The sequence below is a fragment of the Shigella sp. FC1661 genome (genome assembly GCF_001712525.1).
GTDB lineage: Bacteria > Pseudomonadota > Gammaproteobacteria > Enterobacterales > Enterobacteriaceae > Escherichia > Escherichia coli.
The window spans coordinates 1-14,019 of the sequence record NZ_MDGW01000008.1; the positions used below are offsets into that span (position 1 = coordinate 1).

Below are 14,019 nucleotides of genomic sequence, written 5' to 3' on the forward strand. Positions count from 1 at the left end.
GCCTGAAGGGAAAGCTGCACGTTATCAGCAAGCGTTACACTCAGCGCATTGAGCGACATAATCTGAATCTGAGACAACATCTGGCAAGGCTGGGACGGAAGTCACTGTCGTTCTCAAAATCGGTGGAGCTGCATGACAAGGTCATCGGGCATTATCTGAACATAAAACACTATCAGTAAGTTGGAGTCATTACCTAGGCACCGCTACTCCAGATATCGACCTGGCTCCGACCTCCAGCGAACAAACGCTGAATTTCTTTGCCTGGATGGAACAAATTGATCAGGCTACACCTGTAACGCCAGGCGCAGTTACGGCGAATGCAACCTACGTGCTGGATTATAAATAAGTATTACTTTGGCGGCGCTATCGCCGCCTTTCATAAAATATTTATCAGGTATGGACACCGTGAATATTTATCGACTCTCTTTTGTATCCTGCCTGGTCGTGGCGATGCCTTGCGCATTGGCGGTCGAATTCAACCTTAATGTTCTCGATAAATCGATGCGCGACCGCATTGATATTTCATTATTAAAGGAAAAAGGAGTCATTGCTCCCGGTGAGTATTTTGTTAGCGTTGCGGTAAATAATAACCAAATCAGTAACGGGCAAAAGATTAACTGGCACAAAAATGACGATAAAACCATTCCGTGCATCAATGATTTACTGGTCGATAAATTTGGCTTAAAACCTGAAGTCCGTCAGTCGTTACCATTGATAAATCAGTGCGTCGATTTTAGCTCCCGACCTGAAATGCTCTTCAATTTCGATCAAGCCAATCAGCAACTGAATATTAGTATTCCGCAAGCCTGGCTGGCGTGGCACTCAGAAAACTGGACCCCACCCTCCACATGGAAAGAAGGTGTCGCCGGTGTCCTGATGGATTACAACTTGTTTGCCAGCAGCTACCGCCCACAGGATGGCAGCAGCAGCACTAATCTTAACGCCTATGGAACAGCCGGAATCAACACGGGGGCATGGCGCTTACGCAGTGATTATCAGTTGAATCAGACTGATAGCGATGATAACCATGAACAGTCAGGCGAAATATCACGTACCTATCTTTTTCGCCCGTTACCGCAATTAGGTTCAAAATTAACCCTCGGCGAAACGGATTTTAGTTCCAATATTTTCGACGGTTTTTCTTATACCGGTGCGGCACTGGCAAGTGACGATCGAATGTTGCCATGGGAACTACGCGGCTACGCCCCACAAATTAGCGGTATTGCACAGACCAATGCCACGGTGACGATCAGTCAATCAGGCCGCGTCATTTACCAGAAAAAAGTCCTACCAGGCCCATTTATCATTGACGACCTTAATCAGTCTGTTCAGGGCACACTGGATGTCAAAGTGACGGAAGAAGATGGTCGGGTGAACAATTTCCAGGTTTCGGCAGCATCGACGCCCTTCCTGACTCGTCAGGGACAGGTTCGCTATAAACTGGCCGCGGGTCAGCCACGGCCCTCCATGTCACATCAAACTGAAAATGAAACCTTTTTTAGCAATGAAGTTTCCTGGGGGATGCTGTCAAACACCTCGCTGTACGGCGGCCTGCTGCTTTCTGGTGATGACTACCATTCTGCCGCAATGGGTATTGGGCAAAATATGCTGTGGCTTGGTGCGCTGTCGTTTGATGTCACGTGGGCCAGTAGCCATTTTGATACTCAGCAGGACGAGCGGGGCTTAAGCTACCGTTTTAATTACAGCAAACAAGTGGATGCCACTAACAGCACGATTTCCCTCGCCGCTTATCGTTTCTCCGATCGTCATTTTCACAGCTACGCCAACTATCTGGATCACAAATACAACGACAGCGATGCGCAGGACGAAAAACAGACGATCAGCTTATCTGTGGGCCAACCGATTACCCCACTAAACCTCAATCTTTACGCCAACCTGCTACATCAAACCTGGTGGAATGCAGACGCCTCCACGACCGCCAACATCACGGCAGGTTTTAATGTTGATATTGGTGACTGGAGAGATATCTCTATTTCGACGTCATTCAATACAACCCATTACGAAGATAAAGATCACGACAACCAGATTTACCTGTCGATTTCGCTCCCCTTCGGTAACGGTGGTCGAGTTGGCTATGACATGCAAAACAGTAGCCACAGCACCACACACCGCATGTCGTGGAACGATACGCTGGATGAACGTAATAGCTGGGGCATGTCTGCCGGACTGCAATCCGACCGTCCTGACAATGGAGCCCAGGTGAGCGGCAACTATCAGCACCTGAGTTCAGCGGGTGAGTGGGATATTTCTGGTACCTATGCCGCCAATGATTACAGTTCCGTCAGCAGCAGCTGGAGCGGTTCTTTCACCGCAACCCAATATGGTGCAGCGTTTCATCGCCACAGCTCCACCAATGAACCACGCCTGATGGTCAGCACCGATGGCGTGGCAGATATTCCGGTTCAGGGCAATCTCGACTACACCAACCATTTTGGCATTGCGGTGGTACCGTTGATTTCCAGTTACCAGCCTTCCACCGTGGCGGTGAACATGAATGACTTACCCGACGGCGTAACAGTTGCAGAAAACGTTATCAAAGAAACGTGGATTGAAGGCGCGATAGGTTACAAATCACTGGCTTCCCGTTCCGGTAAAGACGTTAACGTCATCATTCGCAACGCCAGCGGTCAGTTTCCTCCCCTCGGAGCGGATATCCGCCAGGATGACAGCGGCATTAGCGTGGGGATGGTTGGCGAGGAAGGACATGCCTGGTTAAGCGGAGTCGCTGAAAATCAAAAGTTTACCGTGGTCTGGGGTGATAACCAGCATTGCTCGCTCCATCTTCCTGAACATATGGAAGACACCGCAAATCGCCTGATTTTACCTTGTCATTAATTAAGGAAATGAAAATGACATTTATGAAAGGACTACCCCTTTTGTTGTTGGTTGCCAGTCTGTGCAGCCACGCTGCACTACAACCCGATCGCACTCGTATTGTGTTTAACGCTAATGATAAAGCTACCAGTCTGCGGGTGGATAATCGTAGCGATAAACTCCCCTACCTCGCTTATTCCTGGCTCGAAAATGAAAAAGGGGAGAAAAGCGATGATCTTCTGGTCGCCCTGCCGCCGATACAACGTCTGGAACCGAAAGCAACAACGCAGGTACGGATAGTAAAGCAAGCCTCGACCACAAAATTACCGGGCGATCGCGAAACGCTATTTTTCTACAATATGCGTGAAATTCCTCCCGCCCCGGAAAAAAACAGCGACCATGCCGTTCTGCAAGTCGCCATTCAGAGTCGTATCAAGGTGTTCTGGCGACCGGCTGCATTACGCAAGAAAGCAGGAGAAAAGGTCGAACTGCAGTTACAGGTCAGCCAGCAGGGCAACCAACTGACACTGAAAAATCCTACCGCGTATTATCTGACCATTGCCTACTTGGGACGAAATGAAAAAGGCGTTCTCCCCGGCTTCAAAACCGTGATGGTTGCGCCTTTTAGTACGGTCAACACAAACACCGGAAATTATAGCGGCAGCCAGTTTTATCTCGGTTATATGGATGATTACGGCGCGTTACGCATGACGACGCTCAACTGCAGCGGACAATGCCATTTACAAGCCGTGGAGGCGAAGAAATGAGTGCTGGCAAGGGAGTGTTGCTCGTCATCTGTCTGTTATTTCTGCCGTTGAAGTCTGCGCTTGCCCTGAACTGCTACTTTGGTTCATCCGGTGGCTCGGTAGAAAAATCAGAAGCGATTCAACCTTTTGCTGTACCAGGCAATGCCAAACTCGGCGATAAGATTTGGGAATCTGACGATATTAAAATTCCCGTCTATTGTGACAACAATACCAACGGCAATTTTGAAAGTGAGCATGTTTATGCCTGGGTAAACCCCTACCCGGGGGTGCAGGATCGCTATTATCAACTCGGCGTAACTTACAATGGCGTTGATTATGACGCCAACCAGGGAAAAAGCCGCATCGACACTAACCAGTGTATTGACAGTAAGAACATTGACATTTATACCCCTGAGCAGATTATCGCGATGGGATGGCAGAACAAAATTTGCTCGGGTGATCCCGCTAATATTCACATGTCGCGTACCTTTCTCGCTCGCATGCGGTTATACGTCAAAATACGAGAAATGCCGCCGCATGATTATCAAAGTACGCTTAGCGACTATATCGTCGTGCAATTTGACGGTGCCGGTAGCGTTAACGAAGACCCTACTGCCCAAAACCTGAAATATCATATTACTGGTCTGGAAAACATTCGCGTGCTGGATTGCAGCGTCAATTTTTCCATTTCACCGGAAACACAGGTGATTGATTTTGGTAAATTTAATTTGCTGGATATTCGTCGCCACACAATGTCGAAAACATTCAGTATTAAGACGACAAAATCACAAAATGACCAATGCACCGACGGATTTAAAGTCAGTTCCTCCTTTTATACCGAAGAAACGTTGGTTGAAGAAGATAAAGCATTGTTGATTGGTAATGGTCTGAAGCTACGTTTGCTGGATGAAAACGCCTCGCCTTATACCTTCAATAAATATGCTGAATACGCCGATTTCACCAGCGACATGTTGGTCTACGAAAAAACCTATACAGCTGAACTTTCGTCCATTGCAGGTACCCCATCGAGGCTGGGCCCTTCGATACAGTGGTGCTTTTTAAAATTAACTATAACTGATTTGCCATGATGCCCTTTGCAGCCGGAAAGGGCATCTCTTTCAGAAAATTGCTGATTTTCCTCTTTTCCTTGATTACTGTTATTTTTTCCTGGCCCGGCTTTCTTTATGCTGTATCGATACACCAAAGAGAAAATAATGAGGGAGCGAAGGATGCCAGTTTTGCAGTGGGGAATGTTATGTGTGCTATCACTTATCCTTTCTATTGGTTTCCTCGCGGTACATCTCCCGGCGGCGCTATTACTTGGGCCGATGATCGCCGGGATCATCTTCAGTATGCGCGGAATTACTCTGCAACTTCCCCGCTCCGCTTTTCTCGCCGCGCAGGCCATTCTTGGCTGCATGATTGCGCAAAACCTCACTGGTTCGATTCTCACCACGCTGGCCGCCAACTGGCCGATCGTGCTTGCTATTTTACTGGTGACGCTGCTTTCCAGCGCCATCGTGGGTTGGTTATTGGTGCGCTATAGCTCACTGCCTGGAAATACCGGTGCCTGGGGTTCTTCTCCAGGCGGCGCAGCGGCAATGGTCGCTATGGCGCAAGATTACGGCGCAGATATTCGCCTGGTGGCGTTTATGCAATATCTGCGAGTGCTGTTCGTCGCGGGGGCCGCTGTTCTGGTCACCTGCATGATGCTGGGTGATAACGCTGAAGCGGTTAACCAGCAAATCGTCTGGTTCCCGCCAGTGAGCATTAATCTCCTGCTTACGATTTTGCTCGCAGTCGTTGCCGGTACGGCGGGATGCATGCTGCGTCTACCTTCCGGCACGATGCTCATCCGGATGCTGGCGGCGCAGTGCTCCAGTCTGGTCAGCTCATCACCATCGAACTACCGGAATGGCTGCTGGCGATGGCGTATATGGCAATTGGCTGGCGGATTGGTCTTGGTTTCGATAAACAAATCTTACTGCGGGCACTACGCCCACTACCGCAAATCCTGCTGTCGATTTTTGCTCTGCTAGCTATTTGTGCAGGTATGGCGTGGGGACTGACCCGGTTTATGCATATTGATTTTATGACTGCCTACCTCGCCACCAGTCCCGACGGGCTTGATACCGTGGCGGTCATCGCCGCAGGGAGCAATGCCGATATGGCGCTTATTATGGCGATGCAAACCCTGCGCCTGTTCAGTATTTTGCTGACGGGGCCAGCCATTGCGCGGTTTATTTCAACCTATGCGCCGAAGCGGTCGGCCTAGTGCTGGCAGCCTGGACACCAGTAAAACGGGCGCGAGGACAACGTGGTTTTCTCAATGATGCCGCCACAGCGTTCGCACAGTTCGCCATCACGATGAAAAACCTTAAAGCGAAACAGCGCCCCATGATGCTTATTCTCATCCACCTGCCCCCGCGTAGCGTAAGAAAACCGAGGAATCTCCAGTAACGCGTGTGCGAGTGCATCCAGTTGCGCCGCATTGAGATCTTTCGCTTTATGATTTCCAGTCAACCCAACCTGCCAGAGGATCTCCACCCGCAAATAATTGCCAAGCCCAGCCAGAAACGCCTGATCGAGCAGTAATCCTGCAAACTGACGGTTACGAAAGCGCGGTGACAATAACCGTTCCTTTACCACCTCCGGCGTCAGATTCGGATCCAGCACATCGGGACCAACGCGTTGTAAAAACGGATGCGTGGTCAGTTGTTCCGGCCTCAACATCTCAATATCCGAGGCGCTATAAAGCAGAATGGTTTTGTCAGCCGTTTGCAGTTTTACCCGCAATACTCGCGTGGTCTGCGGCTCTTCGCCGGTATCAACCACGCGCCAGACGCCGTAAAGCTGATTATGGCTGTAGAGCGTTAAGTCGTTGGAAAAATGAGTTAACAACGCCTTACCACGCGTTCCCACATGGGTAACGTGTTGACCGATAAGTTGTGATTGATAAGTTTTTAACTGCGGGAAGGCAAACCAGACATCAGTTAGTGGTTTGCCTTTGATCGCCGCCTCCAGGTTATCCGCTGCACGGCGGATCTCCGGGCCTTCAGGCATGGTGATATCCTTTTTTCATTCTTTATTAATCGGGGTTATGCTGCGACAACAATCTCCTTTTCGGCAAATGTAGAGCGTAGTCGGCGGGCGAACGCCAGTGCGTGCTCGCCGTCGCCATGCAGGCAGACTGTTTGCGCCGTGACCGTTGCCCATTCGCCGGTGATACTTTTGACTCTGCCGTGTTGCACCATCTCTAGCGTTTGCGCCAGCGCCTGTTCTTCGTTTTCAATCAACGCGCCTGGCTGACTTCGCGGCACCAGCGAGCCGTCAGCCTGATAACCGCGATCGGCAAACACTTCCTCGCGCGTTGTCAGGCCATATTGCTTGCCTGCACGAATCAGCTCGCTTCCTGCCAGCCCAACGAGAACCAATGCTGGATCGCAAGCGTATACCGCTCTGGCGATGGCGTCTGCCAGTTGTGCTTCTTTCGCCGTCTGGTTGTACAACATGCCGTGCGGTTTGACATGACGCATTACGCCGCCTTGCGCACGGGCAATCGTTGCCAGCGCGCCAATTTGATACAGCGTCTGGGCGTAAACGGTTTCTGGCGGCAGCTGCATGGCGCTGCGACCAAAATTTTCCCTGTCGGGAAAACTCGGGTGAGCGCCAATCGCGACACCATTTTTTATTGCTTCACGCACGCAAGCCTGCATGGTTTGGGCATCGCCTGCATGAAATCCACAAGCAATATTGGCAGAGGAAACCAGCGTTAATAGCTCTGCGTCGCTGGCGCAGCCTTCGCCCAGATCGGCGTTCAGGTCAATTTTCATTGTGTAGCCGCCACGCTAATTGTTCGAAATAACGTTGTTGATCTTGCCGCGCTTTCAGTGCCTCTTCCAGTGAACACTGGACAAAATGAATCGGCTGACCGAGCGGAATTTGCGCCAGATGGTACATATCAGCCTCAATGATACAGGCAATACGCGGGTAACCACCGGTGGTCTGTGCGTCGTTCATCAACACAATCGGCTGCCCGTTATGCGGCACCTGCACCACACCCGGTAACAAACCGTGAGATAACAGTTCGCGATCGGTGGTGCGTTTTAAAATTTGCCCCTGTAAGCGATAGCCCATGCGGTTACTTTGCGGGCTAAGCTGCCAGGGCGAACGCCAGAATGCATCCTGCGAGGCGCGATCGAACTCATGATATTCCGGCCCCGGCAAGGCGCGAATGCGGTTGCCCCACAGCAGCTGTTTAACGCCCTGCGCTTCCATAAAATCACGCTTCGATTTGCCAATCGGGAGTCGGTCACCATCCTTCAGTAAACGGCCTTCCAGCCCGCCAATCCCCACGTTGAGATCGGTGCTGCATGACCCCATTACCGGCGGAACATCAATACCACCCGCGACCGCCAGATAACTGCGCATGCCGTGCTGCGGGCGTTTAAGCGTTAAACGCTGGCCTGCTTTCATCGGCAAGCGCCAGCCGGTCCAGACGGCGTTATCATCCAGCCGCGCTTCGCAACCGGCACCCGTCAGAGCAAACCACCCATCAGTTTCGAACTCAACCGTTAACTGACCGAGCGTGATCTCCAGCGCGGGGGCATTGGCGTCATTACCCACCAGCAGGTTAGCAATGCGTAACGCAGGCATATCCAGTGCGCCGCAGTGGCTGATACCCGACTGGCGAAAACCGTGACGACCGCCATCCTGCACAGTGGTATACATGCCCGCACGAATAATCTTCAGCATACTCCCTCCTTCTGCGGTACAAAGCGCACGCTGTCTCCCGGACGTAATAAGATGGGTTCGTCACGCGCCGGATCAAACAGGCTGAGTGAGGTATGACCAATCAACTGCCAGCCACCCGGCGTTGCCAGCGGATAAACACCAGTCTGCGGCCCGCCGATCCCGACAGAACCTGCCGGAACGAGCAAGCGCGGTTCAGCGCGCCGTGGCGTGTGTAGTTGTTCCGGCAAACTCCCGAGATACGGGAAGCCCGGTTGAAAACCTAAAAACCAGACCACGTATTCCACGGAGGAGTGCAATTCAACAACCTGTTTTTCGCTCAACCCGCAATGCGCCGCGACCACCGCCAAATCCGGTCCGCCTGCACCACCGTAAACCACCGGAATTTCAATAAAGCGAGACTCAGGTTCCAGGGCCTCGCTCTCCTCCCACCAGCGTTGCAAACGCTCTATGGCATCCAGCGCCAGCGACTCAGGATTACGCAAAATCACCGTGATATTGTTCATGCCGGGAATGGCTTCAACCACATTCGGTATATCCACCAGACGCTGCGCCAGTCGCCAGATCCGTTTCTGGCTAGCCAGCGTCACCGGCGGTTCCAGTTCCAGCACTACCGCCGTTTCACCTATCAGATAACAACGCGCTCGTTGCACTTTCGATCCCTCTGATTATTCGTTATGCAGGATTAGGAATATCAATAAAGGTCACATCAAGATCGGTATTTTCATTCAGCCACTCGCTCAATGCGCGAATACCACCACGTTCAGTGGCATGGTGACCTGCAGCATAAAAATGCAATCCCTGCTCGCGGGCTGAATGAATGGTCTGTTCAGAAACTTCGCCAGTAATAAAAGCATCCACGCCAAAACGCGCGGCGCTATCGATAAAACTTTGCCCGCCGCCCGTGCACCAGGCGACGCGCTGGACCACCTCAGGTCCGGTATCGCCACACCATAACGGCTTACGTCCCAGACGCGCTTCAATCCAGGAGGCTAGTTCCAGTCCCGGCACAGGCATGGTCAGCTCTCCCCACGGCACCAACGGCTCAATTTCGCCCATGACCGTGATCCCCAGTAACGCCGCCAGCTGTGCGTTATTGCCCAGCTCAGGATGTGCGTCAAGCGGCAAATGCCAGCCATACAGGTTGATATCATTCGCCAGCAACGTTTTTAAACGGTTACGCTTCATTCCGCGAATGACCGGAGACTCTCCTTTCCAGAAGTAGCCATGATGCACAATGACCGCATCCGCGCCCAGACGCACTGCCTCATCGAGCAAAGCCTGGCTGGCGGTGACACCGGTAACAATTTTTTGCACCGTCTCTTTGCCTTCCACCTGCAAACCATTCGGCGCGTAATCACTAATCGCCGCGCTGTTCAGTTTTTCGTTAATCAGTTGTTCCAGTTCGGTGTTTTTCATCTTCGCGCCTTCCGTATTCTGATAGCTACACCGTTAACATAGCGTTACCTCGCCTGTTCGTCGATAGCCAATCTTTTGACATATTAAGAAACAAACCCGACGCCAAAAGACGCAAATTGTTTATATCATCACGCTTCAGCTAATGTATATTTATGCAATCAGACAGCATATTGCATAAATAATCAGATCTGTATCAAAGTTTTAACTTTAAGGAAACACAAGCACGCCGCGCAACTATTACGTGACGTTGCCGTCAATTGTGGAATTATTATGAATAAACACGCATCTCAGCCGCGCGCTATTTACTATGTCGTTGCGCTGCAAATCTGGGAATATTTTAGCTTTTACAGCATGCGTGCCCTGCTGATTCTCTATCTCACCAATCAACTAAAATACAACGATACTCACGCCTACGAGTTATTTAGCGCCTACTGTTCGCTGGTGTATGTCACGCCAATCCTCGGTGGCTTTTTGGCGGATAAAGTTCTCGGCAATCGCATGGCGGTGATGCTGGGGGCGTTATTGATGGCGATCGGTCATGTGGTGTTGGGTGCCAGTGAGATCCATCCGTCATTCCTCTATCTGTCCCTGGCGATAATCGTTTGTGGCTATGGTCTGTTTAAATCCAATGTCAGTTGCCTGCTCGGCGAGCTGTATGAGCCAACCGATCCGCGTCGTGATGGCGGTTTCTCGCTGATGTATGCAGCGGGTAACGTGGGGTCTATTATCGCACCTATTGCCTGTGGCTACGCCCAGGAAGAGTACAGCTGGGCGATGGGCTTTGGCCTGGCGGCGGTGGGTATGATCGCGGGTCTGGTCATTTTCTTATGTGGCAATCGTCATTTCACACATACCCGCGGCGTTAATAAAAAAGTACTGCGTGCGACAAACTTTCTCCTGCCTAACTGGGGATGGCTGCTGGTTCTGCTGGTGGCAACGCCTGCGCTGATTACCGTATTGTTCTGGAAAGAGTGGTCGGTATACGCCTTAATTGTCGCGACTATTATTGGCCTGGGTGTACTGGCAAAAATTTATCGCAAAGCAGAAAACCAGAAACAGCGTAAGGAGCTGGGGCTGATTGTGACGCTCACCTTCTTCAATATGTTGTTCTGGGCCTTCGCACAACAGGGCGGCAGCTCGATTAGCCTTTATATCGACCGCTTCGTTAACCGCGATATGTTTGGTTATACCGTTCCGACTGCTATGTTCCAGTCGATTAATGCCTTCGCAGTTATGCTGTGCGGTGTGTTCCTGGCGTGGGTGGTTAAAGAAAGCGTCGCAGGTAATCGTACCGTGCGCATCTGGGGAAAATTTGCTCTTGGTCTCGGCCTGATGAGCGCCGGGTTCTGCATTCTGACCTTAAGCGCCCGCTGGTCCGCAATGTATGGTCACTCTTCTCTGCCACTGATGGTATTAGGCCTGGCGGTGATGGGCTTTGCGGAACTGTTTATCGACCCGGTTGCCATGTCGCAAATTACGCGCATTGAAATCCCCGGTGTGACCGGCGTATTAACCGGCATTTATATGCTGCTTTCCGGCGCGATTGCGAACTATCTCGCGGGCGTGATTGCCGATCAGACATCGCAGGCTTCGTTTGATGCTTCCGGGGCGATCAACTACTCCATCAATGCATATATTGAAGTATTTGATCAAATTACCTGGGGCGCACTGGCGTGTGTAGGACTGGTACTGATGATTTGGCTGTATCAGGCGCTGAAATTCAGAAACCGCGCGCTGGCGCTGGAGTCATAATAGGCCAGCACCATACCTGATAAAACGCTCGCTGCGTTTTATCAGGCTCCTTTCCTCGCTTCTTCGTACGCTGCCAGCGTTCGCAGCCTTGCCTCTTTGTGATCAACTATCGGTTGCGGATAATCCAGCATCACACCTGCTTTCTGCGCCCACTTCCACGGCTCATGCACCGCTTTCCCTGGTACATCGCGCAGCTCCGGTAACCATCGACGAATAAACTCGCCCTCACGGTCAAATTTCTCGCCCTGGGTTGTCGGGTTGAAAATACGAAAATACGGCGCTGCATCGGTTCCGGTTGAAGCGGCCCACTGCCAGCCACCGTTATTGGCTGCCAAATCACCATCAATCAGCTGCGACATGAAATATCGCTCGCCTTCGCGCCAGTCGATCAACAAATCTTTCACCAGAAAACTGGCTGTAATCATCCGTAGCCGGTTATGCATCCAGCCAGTGCTGTTAAGCTGACGCATGGCAGCATCGACAATCGGGTATCCCGTTTTGCCTTCCTGCCAGGCCTGTAAATGTGCGGGATTGCTCTGCCACTGCACACGATCCGTCCAGGCAATAAACGGACAATGTTTACACAACGAGGGGTAATACGTCATCAGATGACGGTAGAACTCGCGCCAGATCAGCTCACTAAGCCAGACACTACCGGCCCCACCGTCCAGCGCCTGCGGCTGTTCCGCCAACAAGCGATGCAAACACTGGCGAGGCGATAACCCGCCCGTTGCTAGGCTGGCGGACAAACGACTGGTGCCTTCCACTGCCGGAAAATCTCGTTGTTGCTCATATTCTCCGGCACCGTTCTGGCAAAACTGGCGTAATTGCGCAATCGCCGCTTTTTCTTCCACCGGGAAATGCGCAGTATCGAAAGACTGACGAGGATAATTCAGCGTAATGGATGGCGAGGGCTCTATCGATCCGCTACTACGAACTTTTGGCGCAGCGACGCACTCCGGCATCCCTTCCCGCAGCCGTTTCAGCCAGGCATTCTTAAAAGGCGTAAAGACTTTGTACATCTCGTGATTACCGGTCATCACCGCGCCAGGCGGCAGGATCACGCTGTCATCAAATCCTTCACACACCACGTTACGCAGCGCTCTTTCAACTTCCACATCCCGCGCCCGCTCATTCACTTCATACTGATAGTTATAAAACAGGTGGGTAACGCTGTTTTCCGCGCACACCTGTTTAACTATTTCGACACTGGCGATAAAGTCATCCACTTCACGGAACAATAAAGGAATACCTTTTTCCGCAAGCGCTATTTGTAGCCCATTCAGTTGAGCATTGATAAGTTCAGCCTGACGCGGCGACATGTTATGCGTCGCCCACTGGCGTGGTGTAGCGATATACAACGCCAGCACGCGTGCAGACGAATTGCGGCAGGCGGCAGCCAGTGCGAGATTATCGTGCAAACGTAAATCCTGGCGAAACCAGACCAGATGGGTAGTCATAAAACTCCTGAATGGCGCAAGTTAATCACACGCGGCCAAAGTTCGAAATAACGCTGCCCTGAAAGCCAGGCGTCAGGATAAAGCGCCATATAGTGTTTGATACGCATCAGCGGCGCAAGAAGTGGTTGCTCGCCACGGCGATAACTATCGATAAGCGCAGCCAGCTGCTGGCGTTCTGTGGAATCAATATGCGGGCGAAAATAACCCTGAACGTGCATCAAAACATTGGTGTGATCGCGCGGGTTGGCGGGGTGAGAAAGCAAAACAACTACGCGTTGGCGGTACTGGTTGTAATAGTCATCCAGATTTTGCCACTGGTGAATATCAGCCACGAACGGGCCAAGTTTGCGGTACTCCGGCTGAGAATGCGCCAGAAAGACGAGTTTATAGCGGCTGTGATAATCGAGAAGCGCCCCGCGCGTTAAGCCATGTTCTTTCAGTCGATGTAACTCATGAAGGGCAAAGATACGGATTAGGGTGCTGTCATCAAATCGTTGTAGATTCATTACTGCTCCTGAACGGTATAAAGGAGTAAGTGTAGACGATGGTAAATGAATTTTATGGGGCAGAGTTTTTGCGGGGAAGTATTTTGTTGGTAAAAATATTATCAACTTCATCTGAGCGAGAATTATTCTACTATTTCCCGAGCTGCATTCATTTTTTGTATTTTTTATTTTTAGAAAATAACAGTTCTCAAAGCTGGTAATGACTCCAACTTATTGATAGTGTTTTATGTTCAGATAATGCCCGATGACTTTGTCATGCAGCTCCACCGATTTTGAGAACGACAGTGACTTCCGTCCCAGCCTTGCCAGATGTTGTCTCAGATTCAGGTTATGCCGCTCAATTCGCTGCGTATATCGCTTGCTGATTACGTGCAGCTTTCCCTTCAGGCGGGATTCATACAGTGGCCAGCCATCCGTCATCCATATCACCACGTCAAAGGGTGACAGCAAGCTCATAAGACGCCCCTGCGTCGCCATAGTGCGTTCACCGAATACGTGCGCAACAACCGTCTTCCGGAGCCTGTCATACGCGTAAAACAGCCAGCGCTG

11 protein-coding genes and 4 pseudogenes are annotated in these 14,019 nt (G+C 51.2%); 7 read left to right on the forward strand and 8 right to left on the reverse strand.

Annotation, left to right across the window (positions count from 1 at the left end; translation table 11 throughout):
- The 6 genes and pseudogenes from BFF42_RS00510 to BFF42_RS00535 all read left to right on the forward strand — a co-directional run.
- Positions 1-179 (forward strand): IS1 family transposase (locus tag BFF42_RS00510; protein ID WP_000663719.1); only part of this gene is annotated, 179 nt, incomplete at its 5' end.
- 14 nt (positions 180-193) lie between these two features.
- Positions 194-346, forward strand: a pseudogene (locus BFF42_RS00515) (fimbrial protein); the annotation flags it as partial.
- 50 nt (positions 347-396) lie between these two features.
- Positions 397-2,856 carry a fimbria/pilus outer membrane usher protein gene (locus tag BFF42_RS00520; RefSeq protein WP_073692861.1) on the forward strand — a complete coding sequence of 820 codons (2,460 nt, stop codon included), beginning with the start codon at positions 397-399 and terminating at the stop codon, positions 2,854-2,856.
- Positions 2,857-2,870: 14 nt separating this feature from the next.
- Positions 2,871-3,602 (forward strand): fimbrial biogenesis chaperone, encoded by a 732-nt coding sequence (locus tag BFF42_RS00525; protein WP_000143529.1) that lies wholly within the window; start codon positions 2,871-2,873, stop codon positions 3,600-3,602.
- Positions 3,599-4,659, forward strand: a pseudogene (locus tag BFF42_RS00530) (fimbrial protein). The gene BFF42_RS00525 and the pseudogene BFF42_RS00530 overlap by 4 nt, the downstream one beginning before the upstream one ends.
- A 151-nt stretch (positions 4,660-4,810) precedes the next feature.
- Positions 4,811-5,856 (forward strand): annotated as a pseudogene (locus tag BFF42_RS00535) (AbrB family transcriptional regulator).
- On the opposite strand, the gene nei reads toward BFF42_RS00535, so the two are convergent.
- Genes nei through ybgI form a run of 5 tightly spaced genes read right to left on the reverse strand, consistent with a single transcriptional unit; the run spans position 5,853 to position 9,752 of the window.
- Positions 5,853-6,644, reverse strand: coding sequence for an endonuclease VIII (nei, locus tag BFF42_RS00540; protein WP_001114039.1), 792 nt, complete (start codon positions 6,642-6,644; stop codon positions 5,853-5,855). The pseudogene BFF42_RS00535 and the gene nei overlap by 4 nt on opposite strands.
- Before the next feature lie 35 nt (positions 6,645-6,679).
- Positions 6,680-7,414, reverse strand: a complete 735-nt coding sequence (pxpA, locus tag BFF42_RS00545) for a 5-oxoprolinase subunit PxpA (protein WP_000687148.1) — start codon at positions 7,412-7,414, stop codon at positions 6,680-6,682.
- A complete protein-coding gene (gene pxpC, locus BFF42_RS00550) occupies positions 7,404-8,336 on the reverse strand; it encodes a 5-oxoprolinase subunit PxpC (protein ID WP_000912736.1) in 933 nt (310 codons plus the stop codon). The genes pxpA and pxpC overlap by 11 nt, the downstream gene beginning before the upstream one ends.
- Complete coding sequence (pxpB, locus tag BFF42_RS00555; RefSeq protein ID WP_001188322.1) at positions 8,330-8,986, reverse strand: 5-oxoprolinase subunit PxpB; 657 nt, start codon at positions 8,984-8,986, stop codon at positions 8,330-8,332. The genes pxpC and pxpB overlap by 7 nt, the downstream gene beginning before the upstream one ends.
- A gap of 22 nt (positions 8,987-9,008) precedes the next feature.
- Positions 9,009-9,752, reverse strand: coding sequence for a radiation resistance protein YbgI (gene ybgI / locus BFF42_RS00560; RefSeq protein WP_000798871.1), 744 nt, complete (start codon positions 9,750-9,752; stop codon positions 9,009-9,011).
- Positions 9,753-10,022: 270 nt separating this feature from the next.
- Here ybgI and dtpD point away from each other — a divergent pair, with 270 nt between their 5' ends.
- Positions 10,023-11,504: a dipeptide permease DtpD gene (gene dtpD / locus BFF42_RS00565; protein ID WP_001032726.1), complete on the forward strand. Its 1,482-nt coding sequence runs from the start codon at positions 10,023-10,025 to the stop codon at positions 11,502-11,504.
- A gap of 41 nt (positions 11,505-11,545) precedes the next feature.
- Here dtpD and phrB read toward each other — a convergent pair whose 3' ends face one another.
- The 3 genes and pseudogenes from phrB to BFF42_RS00580 form a co-directional block, all read right to left on the reverse strand.
- Complete coding sequence (phrB, locus tag BFF42_RS00570; RefSeq protein WP_000207137.1) at positions 11,546-12,964, reverse strand: deoxyribodipyrimidine photo-lyase; 1,419 nt, start codon at positions 12,962-12,964, stop codon at positions 11,546-11,548.
- Positions 12,961-13,470 carry a YbgA family protein gene (locus BFF42_RS00575; RefSeq protein WP_001053305.1) on the reverse strand — a complete coding sequence of 170 codons (510 nt, stop codon included), beginning with the start codon at positions 13,468-13,470 and terminating at the stop codon, positions 12,961-12,963. The genes phrB and BFF42_RS00575 overlap by 4 nt, the downstream gene beginning before the upstream one ends.
- Positions 13,471-13,680: 210 nt before the next feature.
- Positions 13,681-14,019 (reverse strand): annotated as a pseudogene (locus BFF42_RS00580) (IS1-like element IS1B family transposase); the annotation flags it as partial.

What these genes read in the sequence shown, in the direction of transcription:
- pxpA (WP_000687148.1), bottom strand. Translation starts at nt 7,414, where the DNA reads ATGAAAATTGACCTGAACGCCGATCTGGGCGAAGGCTGCGCCAGCGAC.
- BFF42_RS00520 (WP_073692861.1), top strand. Translation starts at nt 397, where the DNA reads ATGGACACCGTGAATATTTATCGACTCTCTTTTGTATCCTGCCTGGTC.
- nei (WP_001114039.1), bottom strand. Translation starts at nt 6,644, where the DNA reads ATGCCTGAAGGCCCGGAGATCCGCCGTGCAGCGGATAACCTGGAGGCG.
- BFF42_RS00575 (WP_001053305.1), bottom strand. Translation starts at nt 13,470, where the DNA reads ATGAATCTACAACGATTTGATGACAGCACCCTAATCCGTATCTTTGCC.
- phrB (WP_000207137.1), bottom strand. Translation starts at nt 12,964, where the DNA reads ATGACTACCCATCTGGTCTGGTTTCGCCAGGATTTACGTTTGCACGAT.
- dtpD (WP_001032726.1), top strand. Translation starts at nt 10,023, where the DNA reads ATGAATAAACACGCATCTCAGCCGCGCGCTATTTACTATGTCGTTGCG.
- pxpC (WP_000912736.1), bottom strand. Translation starts at nt 8,336, where the DNA reads ATGCTGAAGATTATTCGTGCGGGCATGTATACCACTGTGCAGGATGGC.
- BFF42_RS00525 (WP_000143529.1), top strand. Translation starts at nt 2,871, where the DNA reads ATGACATTTATGAAAGGACTACCCCTTTTGTTGTTGGTTGCCAGTCTG.
- ybgI (WP_000798871.1), bottom strand. Translation starts at nt 9,752, where the DNA reads ATGAAAAACACCGAACTGGAACAACTGATTAACGAAAAACTGAACAGC.